This window comes from Halopseudomonas pachastrellae (assembly GCF_900114765.1).
GTDB lineage: Bacteria > Pseudomonadota > Gammaproteobacteria > Pseudomonadales > Pseudomonadaceae > Halopseudomonas > Halopseudomonas pachastrellae.
The window spans coordinates 42,529-63,195 of the sequence record NZ_FOUD01000009.1 but is presented as its reverse complement, the minus strand read 5'-3'; the positions used below and the strand labels follow the sequence as shown (position 1 = coordinate 63,195).

The window sequence follows — 20,667 nt, the reverse complement described above, 5'->3', positions numbered from 1 at the left end:
AGCTCAAAAAAAGGGGCCCGAAGGCCCCTGAAGCACACATGAAGCTTGTTGCGATTACTGGCGAACGCCTTCTACCGTGAGGATCAGCTCGACGGTTTCCGAGGCGGGGCCCAGGTTGTAGTCGATGCCGAAGTCGGCCAGTTTCAGCGTTGTGGTCGCGTCAAAACCGGCGCGGTAGCCGCCCCACGGGTCATCGCCTTCACCGATAAAGTTGGCATCCAGTACCACCGGCTTGGTCACGCCGTTCAGGGTGAGGTCGCCAGATACCTTGGCACTGTTGTCACCCGTCACTTCAACACCGGTCGAGGTAAAGGTGGCGGTAGCGTTCTCGGCCACATTGAGGAAGTCTTCGCTGCGGATGTGCTTGTCGCGCTCAGCGTGATTTGTGTCGACACTCTCGGTGTTGACGGTCACGTTGATGGCACTGGCTTCCGGCTTGTCGGCATCCCAGCTGAAGGTGCCTTCGAAATCGTTGAAGCGGCCATAGATCCAGCTGTAACCCAGGTGGCTGATCTTGAAGTTGACCGAGGCGTGCTGCCCCTGCTTGTCGATCTGGTAGTCCGCTGCCTGCGCCGCGCCACCTGCCATCATCAGACCACCGAGGGTGGCTGCTACCATCAGTTTCTTCATTTGCCGTTCTCCGTTGCGTTGAGCAGCCGCATGCCCAGCATGCGCCGCAGAGTGTTGTCCTTGTCGATAAGGTGATGCTTGAGCGCACCCAGCGCGTGCAGACCCGCCAGAGCGAGCAAGCCCAGCGCCAACCAGTAATGCACAGCACCAGCGACATCGGCCTGCTCGGGCAAGCCGCTGACCAGCGCCGGCACCTCAAACCAGCCAAACAGGCTAACACCGCTGCCCTTGGCGGTTGAAATAAGATAGCCGCTGGTCACGATCAGCAGCATGGCGCCGTACATCAGCCACTGCGCACCGGACGCCAGCAGGCGCTCCCAGTTCTTATGGCTCGCCAGGTGCCCTGGCGACGGGGTTGCCGCACGCCAGATCAGCCGCAGCACCAACAGGGCAGCAAACACCAAGCCCAGACTTTTGTGCCAGGACGGCGCACTGGTGTAGTAGGGGCTGTAATACGTCAGGCTGGTCATCCACAGCCCCAGCGCCGTGAGGCCAATCACCAGTAGTGCCATCAGCCAATGCAGGCTGCCGGTTACCAGACCAAATCTGTCGCTGCTGTTACGCCACTGCATCATGACCTCGCTTTCGATGGGGCGATAATCCCATCGAGTAAGTGAGATAAAAAGCGCAAAATTTGGTTCACTCCAAACAGATTTCTCGATATTTCCGTCCGCCACGCAGCCGCCCTGCAGGCACAAAAAACCTCCCGAAGGAGGTTTTGTCACAGCCAGGCAAACCGCGTCAGAAGAACAGACGCTTGAGCTCCTGCCCCGGATTAACCGCACGCATAAACGCCTCACCCACCAGAAAGCCATACACCTCGTGCGCCAGCATCAGCTCGACGTCGGCGCGGTGCAAAATGCCGCTCTCGGTTACCAGGATCTTGCCCTGCGGAATCTGCGGCAGCAGCTCAAGCGTGGTATCCAGGGTCACCTCAAAGGTGTGCAGGTTGCGGTTATTGATGCCGATCAGCGGCGTGTCCAGCTTGAGGCCGCGCTCCAGCTCGGCCGCGTCATGCACTTCAACCAGCACATCCAGACCGTGTTGCTTCGCAGTCGCTGCCAGCTCGCTCATTTGCACGTCATCCAGGCAGGCGGCGATCAGCAGCACACAGTCGGCGCCCAGCGCACGGGCTTCGACGATCTGATACGGATCAACCATGAAATCCTTGCGGATAACCGGCAGTGAGCACGCGGCGCGCGCCTGCTGCAGGTAGTCATCGTGCCCCTGGAAGAAGTCCACATCGGTCAGCACCGATAGACAGGCCGCACCGCCCGCCTCGTAGCTGGCCGCGATTTCGGCCGGTTGAAAGTCCTCGCGCAGCACGCCCTTGCTCGGTGACGCCTTCTTGATCTCGGCAATTACGCCGGGCCGACGCGCTGCTGCGGCATTCTGGATAGCCTTGGCAAAGCCGCGGGTGGGCGATGCCGCTGCGGCCAGTTGCTCCAACTCAGCCAGACTGCGGCGCTGGAGGCGCTCTGCCACTTCCTCGTGCTTGCGCGCGACGATGTTCTGCAAAATAGTCGGCACACTCATTGTGCTGCTTCCTCCCGGAATACCTCGGTAAAGGCGATGAGTTCGTTGAGTTTCTCCCGCGCCAGCCCGGAGTAGAGCGCATCGGAGGCAAGCTTGACGCCTTCGACCAGGCTGGTGGCGTGATCTGCCGCGTACAGCGCGGCACCGGCGTTGAGAATAATAATGTCGGCGGCCTTTTCACCCGCCTCTGTTTCGCGCTTACCAAGTGCGTCGCGAATCAGTTTGAGCGACGCGGCTGCATCGTCGACGGTCAAGCCGATCAGTGAACGACTCTGAATGCCAAGCTCTTCCGGGCTGACCTCGTACTCGCGCACTTCACCGTCTTTCAGCTCGGCAATATAGCTGGTCGACGCTAGGCTCAGCTCGTCCAGGCCATCTTTGGAGTGCACCACCAGCACGTGCTCACTGCCAAGGCGCTTGAGCACCTCGGCAATCGGGCGGCACAGCGCCTGGGTAAACACACCGATAACCTGATGTTTAACCCCGGCGGGGTTGGTCATGGGGCCCAGCATATTAAAGATGGTGCGCATGCCCAGCTCACGGCGCGGGCCGATCGCGTGCTTCATGGCGCCGTGATGGGCCGGCGCGAACATGAAGCCCACGCCAACGCTTTCCACACAGCGCGCAACTTGCTCGGGCGTCAGATTGAGATTCACACCGGCGGCTTCCAGCAGATCGGCGCTGCCGCTCTTTCCGGACACGGCGCGGTTGCCGTGCTTGGCAACCTTGCCACCGGCAGCGGCCACCACCAGCGCAGCGGCGGTGGACACGTTGAAGATGTTGGCGCCGTCACCGCCGGTGCCGCAGGTGTCGACCAGGCGCTCGGCGTTGATCTTCACCCCGGAGGCCAGCTCGCGCATGACCAAGGCCGCGCCGGTAATCTCGTCGAGGGTCTCGCTCTTCATGCGCAGGGCAACCAGAAAGCCGCCGATCTGCGCGTCGGTGCACTGACCGGTCATGATCTGGCGCATGACGTCCTGCATCTCTTCGGTGGAGAGGTCGAGTTGATCGACTACCTTACCGAGCGCTGTCTTGATATCCATACCGTCTCTCCTTGCTGGTCAGCGGCGCAGGCCGCCCTGCTGCTTGAGGAAGTTGGCGAGCATCTCGTGTCCCTGCTCGGAGAGGATCGACTCGGGGTGAAACTGCACCCCTTCGATCATGTAGTCGCGATGGCGCACACCCATGATCTCGTCGACGCTGCCGTCGTCGTGCTGCGTCCAGGCGGTCAGCTCCAGGCAATCGGGCAGCGTATCGCGACTGATCACCAGCGAGTGATAACGGGTCACCGTCAGCGGGTTGTTCAAGCCGGCGAACACGCCCAAGCCTTCATGGTAGACCGGGCTGGTCTTGCCGTGCATGACCTGACGGGCACGCACCACGTCACCGCCGAAGGCCTGACCGATACTCTGGTGGCCAAGGCAAATGCCGAGAATCGGCAGCTTGCCGGCAAAGTGCTTGAGCACCGGCACCGAGACGCCTGCTTCGTTGGGGGTGCACGGACCGGGGGAGACAACAATGCGCTCGGGGTTGAGGGCTTCGATCTCGGCGACGGTCAGTTCGTCGTTGCGCACGACTTTAACGTCAGCCCCCAGTTCGCCGAGGTACTGCACCACGTTGTAGGTAAAGGAGTCGTAGTTATCGATCATCAGCAGCATGGCTTTTCTCCTTTACCGGGCCGATTGTTCAGCTAGTGCAATCGCACGGAACATGGCGCGACGCTTGTTGATGGTCTCTTCCCACTCCAGCGCGGGCACCGAGTCGGCAACAATGCCGCCACCGGCCTGCACATGCAGCTCACCATCCTTGATCACCGCGGTACGAATCGCGATAGCGGTGTCCATGTTGCCGTTCCACGCCCAGTAACCAACCGCGCCGCCGTAGACACCGCGCTTGACCGGCTCCAGCTCGTCGATGATTTCCATCGCCCGAATCTTCGGCGCACCGGACAGGGTGCCGGCCGGCAGAATGGCGCGCAGGGCGTCCATCGCGGTCAGCTCCGGCTTGAGCTGGCCTTGCACGTTGGAGACGATGTGCATCACGTTGGAGTAGCGCTCGATGACCATCTTCTCGGTCACCTTAACCTTGCCGATCTCAGCCACGCGGCCCACGTCGTTGCGGCCCAGGTCGATCAGCATCAGGTGCTCGGCGATCTCCTTGGCGTCGGACAGCAGATCCTGCTCCAGCGCCAGATCGGCCTCTTCGGTCGCACCACGCGGGCGGGTGCCGGCGATCGGGCGCACGGTGACTTCACCCTCTTCAACGCGCACCAGCACTTCGGGCGAGCTGCCAACCACGTGAAAATCACCGAAGTTGAAGAAATACATATACGGCGTCGGGTTCTGACTGCGCAGCGCGCGGTACAGATCAATCGGCTCGGCCTTGAAGTCGATGCTCATGCGCTGGGACGGCACCACCTGCATGCAGTCGCCGGCAAGGATATATTCCTTGATGGTGTCGACTGCCCGCTCGTAGTCCTCACGGGTGAAGCTGGCGCGGTAATCCAGATCGGTGTCGACCGGCGCGGCGAGGTCCAGCAGCTTGCGCGGCGGCGTCGGCTGCCGTAGCTGCTCAAGCAGTTGATCCAGCCTCGCATTGGCCTGCTCGAAGGCATCGTCGGCGCAGGGGTCGGCCAGCACGATGGCGTGCAGCTTGCCGGCCAGGTTGTCGAACACCACGACTTCATCCGACACCATCAGCAGGATGTCGGGCGTGCCCAGCACATCCGGATTAACGGTGGCCGCCAGGCGCGGCTCGACGTAACGCACGCAGTCGTAACCGAAGTAGCCCACCAGACCACCGTTGAAACGCGGCAAGCCGGGGATGCTCGGCACCCGGTACCGGGCCTTGAAGGTTTCTACAAACTCCAGCGGATCGGCACACTCGTGACGCTCCTGCTCGACGCCGTCGACCAGCACGGTGGCGGTGTGGCCATCAACGCGCAGCACGGTACGCGCCGGCAGGCCGATGATGGAATAGCGCCCCCACTTTTCACCGCCCTGCACTGATTCGAGCAGGTAGGAGTAGGCACCATCGGCCAGTTTCAGATAGGTAGAAAGCGGGGTTTCAAGGTCTGCCAGCACCTCGCGTACAACGGGTACACGGTTGCAATCCTGGGCAGCCAGGCGAAGGAATTCGTCTCGGGTCATGATCAGCCTCAAAGGCAGGGTAAGTCACACGCAAACAGGGGTGCTCGCACTCAGGGGCGAGCGAGACAGTTCAGGTACGCCAACGCCAGCGGGCGAGCGCCTTGATAACTCTCATCAGTTTGCGGTTGCTGACAAACACGGCTGATCCATCACTGGAGGGGATACTCGAGCAAGCCTATATGAGCGCGTCTAGCGAATCAACCAGCAGGTCGGGGTTTTCGGCGGCAATCGGCTGGCCGTGATTGTAGCCGTAGCTGACCGCCACCACCGGCACCCCGGCTGCCTTGGCTGCCAGCACGTCGCTACGCGAGTCGCCAACAAACAGCGCCTGCGACGCCACCACGCCCGCCTGCTGCATCACCCAGTTAAGCGCAGCCGGATCGGGCTTCTGCACCGGCAATGTATCGCCGCCCACCAGCCAGCAGAAATACCCGTCGAGCTGTTTGTCGGCGAGCAGCTCCGGCACAAAGCGGCTCGGCTTGTTGGTGACCAGCGCCAGCGGCACACCGGCCTGCTGCAGGGCATCAAGAAAGACACGCACCCCCGGGTACAGGGTGCTGCGCGAATGGTCGCCGGCATAGGCCTCAAGAAACAGCGCCAGCGCCTGCTCGGTCTCGCCTTCGCTGATGGATGCGTGCTCGATATCGTCGGCCAGCGCCCGGCGCACCAGTACCCGCGCGCCATTGCCGACCCAGTGACGCACCTTGTCGACACCCGCCGGCGCGCGCCCCAACTGGCCCAGCATCACATCAACCGCGCCCGCCAGATCCGGCACCGAGTCGATCAAGGTGCCGTCCAGATCAAACATCACCAGCTTTGGCAGTTCTCCAGCAAACAGATCGCGCAATGGCATGTCAGCGTTTTACCTGCGCCAGCTCCGCGCGCATGCTGTCGATCACGGCCTTGTAGTCCGGCTTGTTGAAGATCGCGGAGCCGGCAACGAAGGTATCGGCGCCCGCTTCAGCGATGGCGCGGATGTTCTGCTCGTTCACGCCACCATCGATTTCCAGACGAATCTCACGGCCGCTGGCGTCGATCAGGGCGCGGGCTTCACGCAGTTTGTCCAGCGTGCCCGGAATAAACTTCTGGCCACCAAAGCCCGGGTTCACGCTCATCAGCAGCACCATGTCGACCTTGTCCATCACGTACTTGAGGGCATCCAGCGAGGTCGCCGGGTTGAATACCAGGCCAGCCTTGGCGCCGCCGTTCTTGATCAGCTGCAATGACCGGTCAATGTGCTCGGAGGCTTCCGGGTGGAAGGTGATATAGCTGGCACCGGCTTCGAGAAAGTCGCCGATGATACGGTCGACCGGCTTAACCATCAGATGCACATCGATCGGCGCCGTTACGCCATACTTGCGCAGCGCAGTGCACACCATCGGTCCAATGGTCAGGTTGGGCACATAGTGGTTGTCCATGACATCAAAGTGAACAATATCGGCACCCGCTGCCAGCACCCGGTCGACGTCTTCACCAAGACGGGCAAAATCGGCAGACAGAATGGACGGCGCGATGGCGTAATCAGGCATGGCAAACCTCGACAGAAACGAACACGGAAAAGGCCGCCAGTGTACCCCATCCGCCGCTGTTATACTCGGCGCAGACCCTAACGGAACCTGCCCATGCGCCTGCCAGCCCTGATTGCGCTGCTCTGCCTCGCCAACCACGCCGCCGCCCAAGAGCCTGAGCCCGATGCCGGTGCGATCAGTGCGCCGAGCGAACGCGTCGATGCGCTGTCACGCAGCGCCCTGTACCGCGACGTGCTACAGCGTGAAACGCCAACCGAGGAGCAACGACAGCTGGAGTTCAACGGCGAGTCGCTATTTGGCCTGTTTCTGCCAGCCGCTAGGCCTGAACCGCTGGGCGGCGTGCTGCTGATTGCGGGGGCCGGTGAGCACGCTGACTGGCCCGAACTGATTGGCCCGGCGCGGCGCCAGTTGAGCGACGCCGGCTGGCACACGCTGGCCATCACCCTGCCCGATGCGCCGGATGGCCCGACGATTATCAGTCCGCCCATCGCCGACCCGGATAACCAACCACCCAGCGAGCCCGAACCAGGCGCCGATCCTGCCCTGCTGGCCGGCAGCGAACCCGCAGATTCACCAGCAGAGCCGCCTATCGGCCTGGACTACGGCGCGGCTGCCGGCGGGCTGATCAACGCCGCACTGCAGGTGCTCAAGGCCGAAGGCGCCGAACAGATCACCCTGGTCGCCCGCCGCGACGCCGGCTACTGGGCGCTGCTGGCCAGCGAAAGCGCCCCCAAGGATCAACCACCGCAGGCAATGGTGCTGTACGAGGTGCGCCAGCCAGCTGCCGCCGAGCGCCCAAGCCTGGGCAGCCTGCTGGAAGGCTGGGACAAACCCTTACTGGAAATGCTCGACCGCGGCAGCCCGCTAGGTCAGGTCCAGGCCGCGGCCCACCTGCGGATCGCGCGGCGCGCAGGCCACAACGGCTACCGCCAACTGGACCTGGCGCCGATACAGCGCTCGGCCGTCGCCCAGGAGATGATCGGCAAGCGCTTGCAAGGCTGGCTGGAAGCCAACTATCGACCAGCCCAGACCCAAACAGAGGCCGAGGCGAGCGAGACCCCCTGACGGGTCGACAGAGAGAACGTCGCTAACGAAACCCCTTATGCCGACGCAGGAGCTCATACGCTTCTTGAATCTGACGGATACGCTCGCCCGCATTGCCCTGCTCGGCACGACCGGCACCACGGGCTGCCAGCTTGTCGGGGTGGTGCAGACTCAGCTGCCGACGATAGGCGCGCTTGATCATCTCGGGTGTGTCACTCAGGTTGACCTTGAGCAGCGCTGCAGCGCGATTCAGCGCGTCCTGACGGGGTACGGCGGAGCGACCGCGCGGTGGCGGCTGGGTGCGCCGGTGACGCTGATGCATGCGCTGCTGCTCGGCCTGGCCAAGACCGGCCTCAGCCGCCCAGCTCGCCAGTAACGAGCGCACCTCATCATTCAACTGCCCCGGCACTACCGCCATGCGCCAGCAGCTGTCGAGCAACTCGGCAGCGCGGGCCGGCTCACGCTTGCGCAGGGCACGCACCAGCGGGCCAAGCTCCCCTGCCGTCTTGCCCTCGTTGAAGTCACGCATGGCCGCCAGGCGCGCGGCCTCATCCAGGCGGTACTGCTGCATCAGATCACGCGCCAGCTGCAGGTGCTGCTGACTGACCCGGCCGCTGGCCTTGGCCAGCCGACCAAGACAGAGAAACAGCACCCGCTCGAAGCTGCTGTCGCCGGTGCGCAGCTCGGCCAGACGCGCCGGCAGGTCGCTCCAACGGCGCAGGCGCCAGTGACGATCCAGCGCATGCCCGACCACAGCACCCAGCAACGCACCGGGCAACGCACCGCCCAGCCCGCCGACCAGCGCGCCCACCACCGTCACCGGCCAGAGCATGCTCAGGCCCTCGCCTGCCGGTCGGCTTCTGCCAACCGCTCGGGGGTGCCAACATCAATCCACGGGCCGCGAAAGTGCTCACCACTGACCCGCCCCTGATCCGCCGCCTGTCGCAGCAGCGGTGCCAGTGCAAAGGCGCCGGCAAGCTGTTCGACCAACAGCGCCGGATGCAGCACCGCGATGCCGCTATAGGTCAGCCCCTTCTCGCCGTTGCCGGGATTACCGACGTCGCCGGCCGTGAGCAGAAAGTCCCCGTTGGGATTGTGCGCGGGGTTGTCGATCAACACCAGGTGCGCCAGCTTGCCGGGCGGCAGGCTGAGGTGGGCAAAATCAAACCGGGTCCAGACATCGCCGTTGACCAGCACAAAGGGGCCATCGCCCAGCAACGGTAGCGCCCGCTGGATGCCGCCCCCGGTTTCCAGCGGCTCGCCCTCGGCCGACCAGGCAATCTGGACGCCCAGCGCCGCGCCATCGCCAAAGGTGCTTTCGATCTGCTCACCCAACCAGGCGTGGTTGATCACCAGCTCGCGCAGCCCCGCTGCCGCCAGCGCCTCGATATGCCACTGCAGTAGTGGCTTGTCGCCCACCTTGAGCAGCGGTTTGGGGGTGTGCAGGGTCAGCGGACGCATGCGCTCGCCCTTGCCCGCCGCCAGAATCATCGCCTTCATGCCGCAGGTATCCCCAAGCTATCAAGTAGCTCAGCCAGCGGCTGCAGCCGCACATCATCGGCGCAGGCCTCGCGCAGGTAACGCACAAAGCGCGGTGCGTCAGCCAGATAGTGCGGCTTGCCGTCGCGATGACAGATGCGGGCAAAAATACCCAGCACCTTGAGATGACGCTGCACGCCCATCAGGCGCGCCTGATCCAGAAAGGCTGACCGTTGCGCAGGCACCGGCAGCTGCGCCGCAACCGCCTGCTGCCAGTAGCGCGTCAGCCATTGACCACGCTCGGCAGCCGACCAGCTGTAAAAGGCATCGGCAAAGAGCGAGGTCACGTCGTAGCTGATCGGGCCGTACAGCGCATCCTGAAAGTCGAGCACCCCAGGCTCCCCGTCGGCGACCATCAGGTTGCGCGGCATGTAGTCACGATGCACATAGACCTGCGCCTCGCCCAGGTTGCTGTCCAGCAGCAGTTGCTGCACGGCATCCCACAGGCGCTGCTCGTCGGGGCTAAACTCGCGCTCCAGCACCCGCGCAACATACCAGTCGGGGAACAGCGCCAGCTCGCGGCGCAACACCGCCTCATCGTACTCGGGCAGCACACCGGGCCGACTGGCCAGCTGCCAGCGGATCAGGCTGCTGATGGCGCCAGCGAACAGGCGCTCGCGCTCTGCATCAGTTACCCCCTGCTGCAGATACTGCAGGTAGGTCTGAGCGCCCATGTCTTCGAGCAACAGAAAACCCTGTTCCAGGTCCTGGGCAAAAATGCGCGGCACGCGCACACCCGCTCCTTGCAGCAAGCCGGTTATGCGTACAAAGGGTTCACTGTTTTCGTGCACCGGCGGTGCATCCATAATGATCAGGCTGCGCTCGCCCGCCTGCCAACGAAAGTAGCGGCGAAAACTGGCGTCGGCACTGGCCGGCGCCAACTCGCCCTGGGGCAGGTCAGTCCATTGCAGGGCTGCTGCCGCCTCTGGCAGCGCCTGGGTCAGCCACTGCTGCATCTGCTGCTGTCGTGAGTCCATCAATATCCCATTCTCGCCTGTCGGTTGCCGTGCCAATTCATACTCAGGCATCGCTCAATGCTTTATTATCCGTTATCTTGCAGCACTGACACAGCATGCAGATTGCATTCTCCTCGCACAAGGCATCGCGAGCACGCACCGACTGGAAGCCCGGACAACGACATAATGGCCTACCGTACTCCACCCTTTCGCACTTCTTTTCCCATGTTGCTGGCCAGCTCCTTGCTGCTGGCCCAACCGCTGAGCGCTGTTGCCAATCAACAGGTACAGTGCCGGCCGGCCGGCAACAGCTGGGCCTGTGAACCACTGCAAACCCGTGGCGAGCTGCCGCCCAGGCCACCACGCCCGGCCCCAACCCCTGCACCGATCAGCGAGACCGTGGTCGCCTCAGCCAGCACCGCATCGCGTTCCGCCGACACCAGCATGGACTTCAGCCGCCTGGACTGGGTCCCGCGTGAGCAATTGAGCGCAGAGCAGCAGGCCGCGATTGCGCCGTACTGCGGCGGTGCCTACATTGAGCCGGAACGCACCGGCCGCGACGACTCGACCCCATTTGACCAACTGCCGGTCTATGCATCGGCCGACAGCAGCCGCTTTGAGCAGGGCAACCAGACCGGCGTACTGGAAGGTGACGTATTGCTGCGCCAGGGCCGCCTGCAGGCGCGCGCCGACCAGGCCAGCTTTGACCAGGCCAACGCCCAGGCCATGCTCGAAGGCAACGTACGCCTGCGCGACCAGGGCGTCCTGGTGCTGGGCGACTCTGCCAGCATGCGCATCGACAACGGCGAGACCCGCATCGACGGCGTCGAGTACGTGGTACATAACGCCCGTGCCCGCGGCACCGCCAGCAAGCTGATGCGCCGTGATGACGCCATCATCGTGATCAGCGAAGGCAGCTATACCACCTGTGAGCCTGGCCAGAACACCTGGGCACTGCACGGCGACGATATTGAGCTGGACCGCGAGAAAGGCTGGGGCGAGGCGCGTGACGTTACCCTGCGGGTGAAGGATGTACCGGTGTTCTACACGCCGTACATTTACTTCCCGATTGATGACCGTCGTCAGACCGGTCTGCTGCCGCCGAGCTTCAGCCACTCGACCGACAACGGCACCGAGATCGAAACGCCGTACTACATCAACATCGCGCCGAACTACGACGCTACCCTGTACCCGCGCTACCTGTCCGAGCGTGGCCTGCAGATGGAAGGCGAGTTCCGCTACATGAAGCCCGACAACGAGGGCACGCTGACCGCCTCCTTCCTGGATGACAGCGAGTACAAGGAAAACCGCTGGCTCTACGGCTGGCAGCACCAGGGTGGCCTGCAGAGCCGCTGGAGCACCGACGTCGACTATGTCGATATCAGTGACCCCTTCTACTTCCAGGACCTGAACACCGCTCTGGACGCCCGCTCCGGCACCTACGTCAACCAGCGGGCCGGCATCACCTATCGTGGTGACGGCTGGCGCTTCCGCGCCGGCGTGCACGCTTACGAGCTGGCCACCATTACCTCGCTGACGCCCTACGAGCGACTGCCGCAGCTGCGTCTGGATGGTGCCAACTGGCTGGGCGACACGGGCCTGCGCTTCGGTTATGACCTGGAATACGCCTTCTTTGATCGCGACCTGGACAACGGTTTCATCACCGGCCAGGACGGTATTCAGCTCGACAGCCTGGGCAACCCGATTCTGACGCCGGATGAAAACCTAGTCGGATTACAACGTGCGACTGGCCACCGAGTGGTTGCCAGCCCGAGTTTAAGCTTACCTTGGCGTAACAGCTGGGCGTTCGTCACCCCAAAGGTCAGAACCCAAACGAACTATTACGATCTTGACTTCGATGAAAAGCAGTCGCCCGCCTACGACCCGATCACCAACCCGGGCGTCTTTTTCGACTATGCCAACGCGAATACCACGCCTTCCAGCACCGTGCCTATTGCGAGCCTCGACGCCGGCCTGTACTTCGACCGTCAGACCAGCTGGTTCGGCAAAGGCCTGCGTCAAACCCTGGAGCCGCGCGCGTTCTACCTGTACGCGCCGCATGAAGACCAGGATGATCAGCCGCTGTTCGATACCAACCAGAACACCTTCAGCTACAGCTCGCTGTTCCGCGACAACCGTTTCAGCGGCCGCGACCGCGTAGCCGATGCCAACCAGCTGTCGCTGGGTCTGACCAGCCGCGCGCTGGAATCCGACGGCACCGAGCGCGCCCGCGCCAGCTTCGGCCAGGTATTGTACTTCCGCGACCGCGAAGTTCAGATGCTCGACGCCAACGGTGTCGCGCGCAGCGCAGATACCTCGTCGTCCTCCGCCTATGCCGCCGAGGTGATGTACCGGGTCAGCGATGCCTGGCGCGTCAACGGCGACATCATCTGGGATCCGGATGACAGCAACAGCGACGCCGGCAGCGTCTTCGCCCACTACCAGCCCGAGCCGCGCAAGGTGCTGAACATGGGCTATCGCTACCGCAACAACATCAACACCTACAACGCGCTGACCGGTACCTTCCAGCACGACCCGGACAGCCGTATCGACCAGTCCGACCTGTCCTTCATGTGGCCGCTCAACCCGCAGTGGAGCCTGATCGGCCGCTGGCAGCACGACTTTGCCGAAGATCGAACCCTCGAAGCCTTCGGTGGTCTGGAATACGACAGCTGCTGCTGGAAGCTGCGTGTGATCAACCGCTACTGGGTCGACTACAACGAGTTTGAATCGGTCGCCCGCGATGAATCCAACCGCGGCATCTTCCTGCAGGTCGTCCTCAAGGGCCTTGGCAGCGTCAGCGGCAACGAAGTACACAGCCTCCTCGACGAAGGCATCCCCGGTTACAGAGAGCGTGAAGATAATGCATTCTAAGTTTGTTACAGCCCTCAGCCTGTGCGCGGGCCTCCTGTTCAGCGCCAGCAGTCAGGCGGCCGTCGAGCCGCTGGACCACGTTGCCGCCATCGTCGACAACGACGTGGTCATGGCCAGCCAGGTCAATGACCGCATGGCCTCGGTACGCCAGCAACTGGCGCAGAACGGCGCCGAGGCACCGGCCGACAGCGAACTGCGCAGCCAGGTGCTCGACCGTCTGATTCTGGAGAGCATTCAGTTGCAGATGGGCGAGCGCGCCGGCATGCAGATCGACGACGAGTCGCTGAACCAGACCATGCAGCAGATTGCTGCGCGCAACGGTGCCACACTGGAGCAGTTCCGCGCCGCGCTGGAGCGCGACGGCATCAGCTTCCAGCAAGCCCGCGAGCAGATTCGCCGGGAGATGATCATCAACCGCGTGCGCCAGCGCCGGGTCCGCGACAACATCCAGGTCAGCGATCAGGAAGTGCGCAACTTCCTCAACTCCGAGGTCGGCAAGTACCAGACCTCTGCTGATTTCCGCCTGGCCATGATCGTCTTGCCGCTGGCCGAAAATGCCAGCCAGGCCGAGGTCGAGAAAGTCGGTCGCGCCGCCACCGACATCTACAACCAGCTGCAGCAGGGCGCGGACTTCAATACCCTGGCCGCCAGCCGCTCTGCCGGTGACACCGCGCTGGAAGGTGGCGAGCTGGGCTGGCGCAAGGCTGCCCAGCTGCCGGGCCCGTTTGCCTCGGCGGTTAACGCGCTGGAGATCGGCGGCATCACTCAGCCGATGCGCTCGCCGGCCGGCATCCACATTCTCAAGCTGCTGGACCGCCGTGGCGGTGAAGGTCAGATGATCGAGGAATTCCACGTTCGTCACATCCTGATCAAGCCCAGCGAGATCCGCACCGACGGCGAAGCTGCCCAACTGGCCCAGCGTATCTACGAGCGCATCCAGAACGGCGAGTCCTTCGCGACCCTGGCCAAATCCTACTCCGAGGACCCGGGCAGTGCACTGAACGGCGGTGACCTGGACTGGGTGACGCCGGACGCCATGACCCCGGAATTTGGCGAAATGATCACCAGCACGCCGCTCAACACCCTGACCCAGCCGTTCCAGAGCCAGTTTGGCTGGCACATTCTGGAAGTGCTGGGGACCCGCGACGTCGACATGACCGATGAGATGCGTGAGCAGCAAGCTGCCAACCTGATCCGCAGCCGCAAGTACGAAGAAGAGCTACAGACCTGGTTGCTGCAGATCCGCGACGAAGCCTACGTGGAGATCAAGAACGGGTGAGTCCGGCACGCCTGGCCATCACCGCTGGTGAACCGGCGGGTATCGGCCCCGACCTGTGCCTGATGCTGGCCCAGCAGCCAGCCAGCTGCGAGCGGGTGGTCATCGCCGATCCGCAGCTGCTGGAACAGCGCGCCGCCCAGCTGGGGCTGCGTGTGGAGCTGCAGCCCTTTGACCCGGACGCGCTGCCGGCAGCCCAGGCCGCCGGCCAGCTCAGCGTGCTGCCCGTGTCCCTGGCAGCCGAATGCCGCCCGGGCGAGCTGAACCGCGCCAATGCCGCCTACGTGCTGGACACCTTGCGCCTGGCCGGTGCCGGCGCGCTCAACGGCACCTTTGACGCCATTGTCACCGCACCGGTGCACAAGGGCATCATCAACGATGCCGGCGTGCCCTTTTCCGGGCATACCGAGTTCTTTGCCGAACAGACGGCCACCGAGCAGGTGGTGATGATGCTCGCCTGCCCCGGCCTGCGCGTTGCCCTGACGACCACACACCTGCCCCTGCGGCAGGTCGCCGACGCCATTACCGGGCCGCTGATCGAGCGCGTTATGCGCATTCTGCACAACGACCTGCTGAGCAAGTTCGGCATCGCCACGCCGCGTATCCTGGTCTGCGGCCTGAATCCGCACGCCGGTGAAGACGGGCACCTGGGGCGCGAAGAGCTGGATATCATCATCCCGGCACTAGAACGTCTGCGCGCCGAAGGCATGCACCTGATCGGCCCGCTGCCCGCCGACACCCTGTTCACCCCCAAGCACCTTGATCAGGCCGATGCCGTACTGGCCATGTATCACGATCAGGGACTGCCGGTGCTCAAGCACAAAGGCTTCGGCAACGCCGTCAACATTACCCTGGGCATGCCCATCATCCGCACCTCGGTTGATCACGGCACCGCCCTGGACCTGGCTGGGACCGGCCAGGCCAACCCGGGCAGCCTGCAAGTTGCCCTCGATACCGCCATCCAGATGATCGCCGCCCGGAGGGCAGTATGAGTCAGTTTCCACAACACAAGGCGCGCAAGCGCTTTGGCCAGAACTTCCTGCACGACGCCGGCGTGATAGACCGCATCATCCGCTCCATCCGCCCGCGCGAGAACGATCACCTGGTCGAGATCGGCCCGGGTCAGGGCGCTATCACCTCCGGCCTGCTGGCCAGCGGTGCGCAGCTGGACGTCGTCGAGCTGGACAAGGACCTGCACCCGATTCTGATGGGGCAGTTCGGCTTTCTTGACCGTTTTCGCCTGCACAAGGGCGACGCGCTGAAGTTCGACTTTCGGCAACTGGTTGCCGGCGACGAGAAGCTGCGCGTGGTCGGCAACCTGCCGTACAACATTTCTACGCCGCTGATGTTCCACCTGCTGGAGCAATCCGACTGCATCGAAGACATGCACTTCATGCTGCAGAAGGAAGTGGTGCTGCGTCTGGCCGCCACCGCCGGCATGAACCACTACGGGCGCCTCGGCATCATGGTGCAGTACCACTGCCGCGTAGAACACCTGTTCGACGTTGGCCCCGGCGCGTTCAACCCGGCGCCCAAGGTCGACTCAGCCATCGTCAGGCTGGTGCCGCACGCTACCCTGCCGCACCCGGCCGATGACGTCGAAGTGCTGGAAATTCTGGTGCGCGACGCCTTCAACCAGCGCCGCAAGACCCTGCGCAACACCTTGAAAGCGCTGCTCAGCGCCGAAGAGATCGAAGCCGAAGGTATCGACCCCGGCACCCGCCCCGAGCAGGTCGACCTGGCGGGTTTTGTCCGTCTGGCCAATCGCCTGGCCCGCAAACGCAGCGCCAGCGCATGAACGATTACGCCATCGCCGTGAGCGTGCAAACCCGCTACCTGCCAGAGCAGTCAGACCCGCAGAAAAAGCGCTTTGCCTTTGCCTACACCATCACCATCGCCAACCAGGGCTGCGTCGATGCGCAGCTGCTGTATCGGCACTGGCTGATCACCGATGGCAACAACAAGCAACAGCGCGTCGACGGCCCCGGGGTGGTTGGCGAACAACCACTGATTGCCCCCGGCGCCAGCCATACCTACACCAGCGGCTGCCTGCTGGAGACCCCGGTGGGCACCATGGAAGGCAGTTACGATATGCGCGCCAGCGACGGACACAGCTTCAGCGCCGACATCGCCCGCTTTCGTCTGACCCAGCCACACGCACTGAATTGACGCTGCTTTATGACTACCTACGCCGTTGGCGACATTCAGGGTTGCCTCAAGCCCCTTCAATGCCTGCTTGCCGAGGTCGACTTCAACCCGTCAAAAGACGTGCTCTGGTCGGTCGGCGACATGGTCAATCGCGGCCCCGACTCGTTGGCCACCCTGCGCTATCTCAAACAGCTTGATAACGCCTGCATAGCGGTGCTCGGCAACCATGATCTGCACCTGCTGGCAGCCAGTCGCAACGGCAGCCGCGTGCGCAAATCCGACACCCTCAAGCCGCTGCTCAAGGCCGACGACCGCGACAGCCTGCTGGACTGGCTGCGCCGCCGTCCACTCGCCCACTTCGATGCCGAGCTGGGCTTTGTCATGAGCCACGCCGGCATCCCGCCCATCTGGACCGTGCAGCAGACCCTGGAGCTGGCTGGCGAGGTGGAACGGGTGCTGCGCAGCGACAAACGCCTGCCGGACTATCTGGACGAGATGTACGGCAACGAGCCGGCGCGCTGGAAGCCCGGGCTCAAGGGCATCGACCGCCTGCGCGCGATCACCAACTACCTGACCCGCATGCGTTTCTGCAAACCCGACGGCACCCTGGAGTTCAAATCCAAGGAGGGCCTGGATACCACGCCCAAGGGCTTTGCGCCCTGGTTTCGCTATCCACGCAAAGACCCGAACATCCAGATTATCTTTGGCCATTGGGCGGCCATCGAGGGCCGTACCGGCACCCAGGGCGTACACGCGCTCGACACCGGCTGCGTCTGGGGCAGTCGCATGACGCTGATGAACCTGGACACCCACGAGCTGCATCACTGCGACTGCGATCACTGACCCGGCGAGGACACCATGAGCGATTTCAAACGCATCGACCCGCACACCGCCAGCCAGTTGCTGGACAACGACGCCCAACTGGTTGATATCCGCGACCCGCAGAGCTTCGACTTTGGCCACATTCCAGGCGCTATTCGCCTGGACAACGACAACCTCGCCGACTTCGTCGCCAACGCCAACCAGCAGGCGCCCCTGATCGTTTGCTGCTACCACGGCAACTCCAGCCAGGGCGCAGCCGCCTACCTGGCCAGCATCGGCTTTGCCGAGACCTACAGCCTGGATGGCGGTTTTGACCTTTGGCGGCAGACTTATCCGGAGCGCATCAGCGCCGAATAACACCGCCAACGTCGCTGGCTTCTTGGTATTCCGACGCAGGGAAAACCGATTCGGTAGTAAACCCAATGGTGCAGCATGCACGGCTGGTCAACCCCGTTTTCGCGGGCGAGTAGCGCAGGGCTGGCGGGAAAAAGAGCGGCAGCATGTCTGAGGAGCGTAGCGACCAGTTCTGCCGCTCCCCGTCAGGCCGAGCAACGCAGCGAACCCGAAGGGCCGCGTAGCCGGGTGCCCCGGGGGATCGCTAAGGGGGGCTGGGCAAGCAGCCCCCTTGGCTCGCCGTAAAAGGCGAAAAGCTGACGCATCGATGGCACGAATCCGTATGCTTCACCTGCAGCTAGCCAGAGCGTTGGTAAGAATCCAAGCAGAGCCTCTTGCACCGATGCGCCCGAAAGCCCCGCCAGCCGCGCCTTCACACTCTTGCAACAAAAAATCCTGAGAAAACTTCTGTTGCACCGCGCATTTGCATCTATCCTGAGTTCAGGCGAATCAAGAAAGAGAACGTCGGTCTGCCGGCTTCCGATAAACACGGGAGCCTGCCGGATCCACCGTCCGACCAGTCACCGATTGGCCGCCCGGCGCCTCCGACAGACTCCTGACCATGCTCGCAGTTGCGTTTTGGGGGATTCACGCATCAGGACATGCCGTCGCCCGGTAAAGCGCGTCGTGCGGGCTGCTGCCCGGAAGCGCCAGACCTCATCCCGAGGGTCTGTACCCACCTGACTTGCGCCACAGGCGGGTGCGGCCTCAGCTGCTGCGAGGTCGAGTCATGAGCATTTTCAGTCATTTTCAGAACCGCTTTGAAGCCACCCGGCAGGAAGAGTACAGCCTTCAGGAATACCTGGAACTGTGCAAAACCGACCCGACCACCTACGCCACCGCCGCCGAACGCCTGTTGATGGCCATCGGCGAACCCGAGCTGATCGACACCTCCCTGGACTCGCGCCTGTCGCGCATCTTCTCCAACAAGATCATCAAACGTTACCCGGCGTTTGCCGATTTTCACGGCATGGAAGACGCCATCGAGCATATCGTCTCGTTCTTCAAGCACGCCGCCCAGGGCCTGGAAGAACGTAAGCAAATCCTCTACCTGCTGGGCCCGGTCGGCGGCGGTAAATCCTCGCTGGCAGAAAAGCTCAAGGAGCTGATGCAGCAGGTCCCGTTCTACGCCATCAAGGGCTCGCCGGTATTCGAGTCACCACTCGGGTTGTTCAATGCCGCCGAGGACGGCGCCATTCTGGAAGAGGACTTCGGCATCCCGCGGCGCTACCTCAACAGCATCATGTCGCCGTGGGCGGTCAAGCGCCTGCACGAGTTCAATGGCGATATTGCCCAGTTCCGCGTGGTCAAGCTTTACCCCTCGGTCCTGCAGCAGATCGCCGTTGCCAAGACCGAGCCGGGCGATGAAAACAACCAGGATATCTCCTCGCTGGTGGGCAAGGTGGATATCCGCAAGCTGGAAGAATTTCCGCAGAACGACCCGGACGCCTACAGCTATTCGGGCGGCCTGTGCCGTGCCAACCAGGGCCTGCTGGAGTTTGTCGAGATGTTCAAGGCGCCGATCAAGGTGCTGCATCCACTGCTGACCGCGACCCAGGAGGGCAACTACAACAGTACCGAAGGCATGGGCGCGATCCCGTTCAGCGGTGTGATTCTGGCCCACTCCAACGAGTCTGAGTGGCACAGCTTCCGCAATAACAAGAACAACGAGGCGTTCATCGACCGTATCTACATCGTCAAGGTGCCCTACTGCCTGCGTGTCACCGACGAGATTCAGATCTACGAAAAGCTGCTGGCCAACAGCTCGCTGGCCGCCGCCCACTGCGCGCCCGACACCCTGAAGATGCTGGCCCAGTTCACCGTGCTCTCGCGCCTGAAGGAGCCGGAGAACTCCAACATCTACTCGAAGATGCGCATCTACGATGGCGAAAACCTGAAAGACACCGACCCCAAGGCCAAGTCCATTCAGGAGTACCGTGACACCGCAGGCGTGGACGAGGGCATGAACGGCCTATCTACCCGCTTCGCCTTCAAGATCCTCTCCAAGGTTTTCAACTTCGACACCACCGAAGTGGCTGCCAACCCGGTGCACCTGCTTTACGTGCTGGAGCAGCAGATCGAGCAGGAACAGTTCCCCAACGAGGTCAGCGAGCGCTACCTGCGCTTTCTCAAGGAGTACCTGGCCACGCGCTACGTCGAATTCATCGGCAAGGAGATTCAGACCGCCTACCTCGAGTCCTACAGCGAGTACGGCCAGAACATCTTCGACCGTTACGTGCTGTACGCCGACTTCTGGATTCAGGATCAGGAGTACCGCGACCCGGAGACCGGCGAAATCCTCAACCGCGCCTCGCTCAACGAGGAGCTGGAGAAAATCGAAAAACCGGCCGGCATCAGCAACCCGAAGGACTTCCGCAACGAGATCGTCAACTTTGTACTGCGCGCCCGAGCCAACAACAACGGCAAGAATCCGAGCTGGCTGTCCTACGAAAAGCTGCGCGTAGTGATCGAGAAAAAGATGTTCTCCAACACCGAAGACCTGTTGCCGGTCATCAGCTTCAACGCCAAAGCCTCGACCGAGGATCAGAAAAAACACAACGACTTCGTGCACCGCATGGTCGAACGCGGCTACACCGAGAAACAAGTGCGCCTGCTGTCGGAATGGTACCTGCGGGTGCGTAAAGCCCAGTGATGGCTGCGCCTTGACTGGGCAGCTACAAGCCGCAAAGCCTCAAGCGGCAAGCAGCGCGGCGCTGCCTGAGACTCTGCGCGGCGCCCGATAGCAGCACGGCCAGCTTCAAGCTTGTAGC

At 63.0% G+C, this 20,667-nt stretch carries 20 protein-coding genes; 9 read left to right on the top strand and 11 right to left on the bottom strand.

Annotated elements, in window-relative coordinates:
- Positions 1-54 precede the first annotated feature (54 nt).
- The 8 genes from BM116_RS08645 to rpe form a co-directional block, all read right to left on the bottom strand.
- Positions 55-630: a YceI family protein gene (locus BM116_RS08645; RefSeq protein WP_083725758.1), complete on the bottom strand. Its 576-nt coding sequence runs from the start codon at positions 628-630 to the stop codon at positions 55-57.
- Entirely contained in the window at positions 627-1,202 is a 576-nt protein-coding gene (locus BM116_RS08640; RefSeq protein ID WP_083725857.1) for a cytochrome b, read from the bottom strand. Before BM116_RS08640 ends, BM116_RS08645 begins: the two co-directional genes overlap by 4 nt.
- A 169-nt stretch (positions 1,203-1,371) precedes the next feature.
- Positions 1,372-2,166 (bottom strand): indole-3-glycerol phosphate synthase TrpC, encoded by a 795-nt coding sequence (gene trpC / locus BM116_RS08635; protein WP_083725760.1) that lies wholly within the window; start codon positions 2,164-2,166, stop codon positions 1,372-1,374.
- Positions 2,163-3,209, bottom strand: a complete 1,047-nt coding sequence (gene trpD / locus BM116_RS08630) for an anthranilate phosphoribosyltransferase (RefSeq protein ID WP_083725762.1) — start codon at positions 3,207-3,209, stop codon at positions 2,163-2,165. The genes trpC and trpD overlap by 4 nt, the downstream gene beginning before the upstream one ends.
- Before the next feature lie 18 nt (positions 3,210-3,227).
- Positions 3,228-3,824, bottom strand: a complete 597-nt coding sequence (locus tag BM116_RS08625) for an aminodeoxychorismate/anthranilate synthase component II (RefSeq protein ID WP_090475114.1) — start codon at positions 3,822-3,824, stop codon at positions 3,228-3,230.
- Positions 3,825-3,836: 12 nt separating this feature from the next.
- Positions 3,837-5,315 carry an anthranilate synthase component I gene (trpE, locus tag BM116_RS08620; protein WP_090475111.1) on the bottom strand — a complete coding sequence of 493 codons (1,479 nt, stop codon included), beginning with the start codon at positions 5,313-5,315 and terminating at the stop codon, positions 3,837-3,839.
- 175 nt (positions 5,316-5,490) lie between these two features.
- Positions 5,491-6,168, bottom strand: a complete 678-nt coding sequence (locus BM116_RS08615) for a phosphoglycolate phosphatase (RefSeq protein WP_083725765.1) — start codon at positions 6,166-6,168, stop codon at positions 5,491-5,493.
- A gap of 1 nt (position 6,169) precedes the next feature.
- Entirely contained in the window at positions 6,170-6,844 is a 675-nt protein-coding gene (rpe, locus tag BM116_RS08610) for a ribulose-phosphate 3-epimerase (protein WP_083725767.1), read from the bottom strand.
- Between the two features lie 93 nt (positions 6,845-6,937).
- On the opposite strand from rpe, the gene BM116_RS08605 reads away from it, so the two are divergent.
- Positions 6,938-7,909: a DUF3530 family protein gene (locus BM116_RS08605; RefSeq protein ID WP_083725769.1), complete on the top strand. Its 972-nt coding sequence runs from the start codon at positions 6,938-6,940 to the stop codon at positions 7,907-7,909.
- Between the two features lie 22 nt (positions 7,910-7,931).
- Here BM116_RS08605 and BM116_RS08600 read toward each other — a convergent pair whose 3' ends face one another.
- The 3 genes from BM116_RS08600 to BM116_RS08590 are packed head-to-tail and all read right to left on the bottom strand — an operon-like array spanning position 7,932 to position 10,404.
- Positions 7,932-8,720, bottom strand: a complete 789-nt coding sequence (locus tag BM116_RS08600) for a DnaJ domain-containing protein (protein ID WP_083725771.1) — start codon at positions 8,718-8,720, stop codon at positions 7,932-7,934.
- 2 nt (positions 8,721-8,722) lie between these two features.
- Positions 8,723-9,388, bottom strand: a complete 666-nt coding sequence (gene murU, locus BM116_RS08595; protein WP_083725773.1) for an N-acetylmuramate alpha-1-phosphate uridylyltransferase MurU — start codon at positions 9,386-9,388, stop codon at positions 8,723-8,725.
- Positions 9,385-10,404, bottom strand: a complete 1,020-nt coding sequence (locus BM116_RS08590) for an aminoglycoside phosphotransferase family protein (protein WP_083725775.1) — start codon at positions 10,402-10,404, stop codon at positions 9,385-9,387. The genes murU and BM116_RS08590 overlap by 4 nt, the downstream gene beginning before the upstream one ends.
- Positions 10,405-10,569: 165 nt before the next feature.
- On the opposite strand from BM116_RS08590, the gene BM116_RS08585 reads away from it, so the two are divergent.
- The 8 genes from BM116_RS08585 (at position 10,570) to BM116_RS08550 (ending at position 20,549) form a co-directional block, all read left to right on the top strand.
- Positions 10,570-13,257 (top strand): LPS-assembly protein LptD, encoded by a 2,688-nt coding sequence (locus tag BM116_RS08585; RefSeq protein WP_083725777.1) that lies wholly within the window; start codon positions 10,570-10,572, stop codon positions 13,255-13,257.
- Entirely contained in the window at positions 13,247-14,536 is a 1,290-nt protein-coding gene (locus BM116_RS08580) for a peptidylprolyl isomerase (RefSeq protein ID WP_083725779.1), read from the top strand. Before BM116_RS08585 ends, BM116_RS08580 begins: the two co-directional genes overlap by 11 nt.
- On the top strand, positions 14,533-15,525 hold the full coding sequence (pdxA, locus tag BM116_RS08575; protein ID WP_083725780.1) for a 4-hydroxythreonine-4-phosphate dehydrogenase PdxA: 993 nt from the start codon (positions 14,533-14,535) through the stop codon (positions 15,523-15,525). The genes BM116_RS08580 and pdxA overlap by 4 nt, the downstream gene beginning before the upstream one ends.
- Complete coding sequence (gene rsmA / locus BM116_RS08570) at positions 15,522-16,331, top strand: 16S rRNA (adenine(1518)-N(6)/adenine(1519)-N(6))-dimethyltransferase RsmA (RefSeq protein WP_083725781.1); 810 nt, start codon at positions 15,522-15,524, stop codon at positions 16,329-16,331. Before pdxA ends, rsmA begins: the two co-directional genes overlap by 4 nt.
- Positions 16,328-16,702: a Co2+/Mg2+ efflux protein ApaG gene (apaG, locus tag BM116_RS08565; protein ID WP_083725782.1), complete on the top strand. Its 375-nt coding sequence runs from the start codon at positions 16,328-16,330 to the stop codon at positions 16,700-16,702. The genes rsmA and apaG overlap by 4 nt, the downstream gene beginning before the upstream one ends.
- Positions 16,703-16,711: 9 nt before the next feature.
- Positions 16,712-17,524 (top strand): symmetrical bis(5'-nucleosyl)-tetraphosphatase, encoded by an 813-nt coding sequence (locus tag BM116_RS08560; RefSeq protein WP_083725783.1) that lies wholly within the window; start codon positions 16,712-16,714, stop codon positions 17,522-17,524.
- Positions 17,525-17,539: 15 nt separating this feature from the next.
- The gene (gene glpE / locus BM116_RS08555) at positions 17,540-17,860 is read left to right on the top strand and encodes a thiosulfate sulfurtransferase GlpE (protein ID WP_083725784.1); all 321 of its coding nucleotides are present in this window, start codon (positions 17,540-17,542) and stop codon (positions 17,858-17,860) included.
- A gap of 766 nt (positions 17,861-18,626) precedes the next feature.
- A complete protein-coding gene (locus BM116_RS08550) occupies positions 18,627-20,549 on the top strand; it encodes a PrkA family serine protein kinase (protein ID WP_083725785.1) in 1,923 nt (640 codons plus the stop codon).
- Positions 20,550-20,667 lie beyond the last annotated feature (118 nt).

Bases quoted from the DNA above. Each gene is read 5' to 3' on its own strand.
- BM116_RS08645 (WP_083725758.1), bottom strand. From the start codon at position 630: ATGAAGAAACTGATGGTAGCAGCCACCCTCGGTGGTCTGATGATGGCA.
- BM116_RS08640 (WP_083725857.1), bottom strand. From the start codon at position 1,202: ATGCAGTGGCGTAACAGCAGCGACAGATTTGGTCTGGTAACCGGCAGC.
- trpC (WP_083725760.1), bottom strand. From the start codon at position 2,166: ATGAGTGTGCCGACTATTTTGCAGAACATCGTCGCGCGCAAGCACGAG.
- trpD (WP_083725762.1), bottom strand. From the start codon at position 3,209: ATGGATATCAAGACAGCGCTCGGTAAGGTAGTCGATCAACTCGACCTC.
- BM116_RS08625 (WP_090475114.1), bottom strand. From the start codon at position 3,824: ATGCTGCTGATGATCGATAACTACGACTCCTTTACCTACAACGTGGTG.
- trpE (WP_090475111.1), bottom strand. From the start codon at position 5,315: ATGACCCGAGACGAATTCCTTCGCCTGGCTGCCCAGGATTGCAACCGT.
- BM116_RS08615 (WP_083725765.1), bottom strand. From the start codon at position 6,168: ATGCCATTGCGCGATCTGTTTGCTGGAGAACTGCCAAAGCTGGTGATG.
- rpe (WP_083725767.1), bottom strand. From the start codon at position 6,844: ATGCCTGATTACGCCATCGCGCCGTCCATTCTGTCTGCCGATTTTGCC.
- BM116_RS08605 (WP_083725769.1), top strand. From the start codon at position 6,938: ATGCGCCTGCCAGCCCTGATTGCGCTGCTCTGCCTCGCCAACCACGCC.
- BM116_RS08600 (WP_083725771.1), bottom strand. From the start codon at position 8,720: ATGCTCTGGCCGGTGACGGTGGTGGGCGCGCTGGTCGGCGGGCTGGGC.
- murU (WP_083725773.1), bottom strand. From the start codon at position 9,388: ATGAAGGCGATGATTCTGGCGGCGGGCAAGGGCGAGCGCATGCGTCCG.
- BM116_RS08590 (WP_083725775.1), bottom strand. From the start codon at position 10,404: ATGGACTCACGACAGCAGCAGATGCAGCAGTGGCTGACCCAGGCGCTG.
- BM116_RS08585 (WP_083725777.1), top strand. From the start codon at position 10,570: ATGGCCTACCGTACTCCACCCTTTCGCACTTCTTTTCCCATGTTGCTG.
- BM116_RS08580 (WP_083725779.1), top strand. From the start codon at position 13,247: ATGCATTCTAAGTTTGTTACAGCCCTCAGCCTGTGCGCGGGCCTCCTG.
- rsmA (WP_083725781.1), top strand. From the start codon at position 15,522: ATGAGTCAGTTTCCACAACACAAGGCGCGCAAGCGCTTTGGCCAGAAC.
- apaG (WP_083725782.1), top strand. From the start codon at position 16,328: ATGAACGATTACGCCATCGCCGTGAGCGTGCAAACCCGCTACCTGCCA.
- BM116_RS08560 (WP_083725783.1), top strand. From the start codon at position 16,712: ATGACTACCTACGCCGTTGGCGACATTCAGGGTTGCCTCAAGCCCCTT.
- glpE (WP_083725784.1), top strand. From the start codon at position 17,540: ATGAGCGATTTCAAACGCATCGACCCGCACACCGCCAGCCAGTTGCTG.
- BM116_RS08550 (WP_083725785.1), top strand. From the start codon at position 18,627: ATGAGCATTTTCAGTCATTTTCAGAACCGCTTTGAAGCCACCCGGCAG.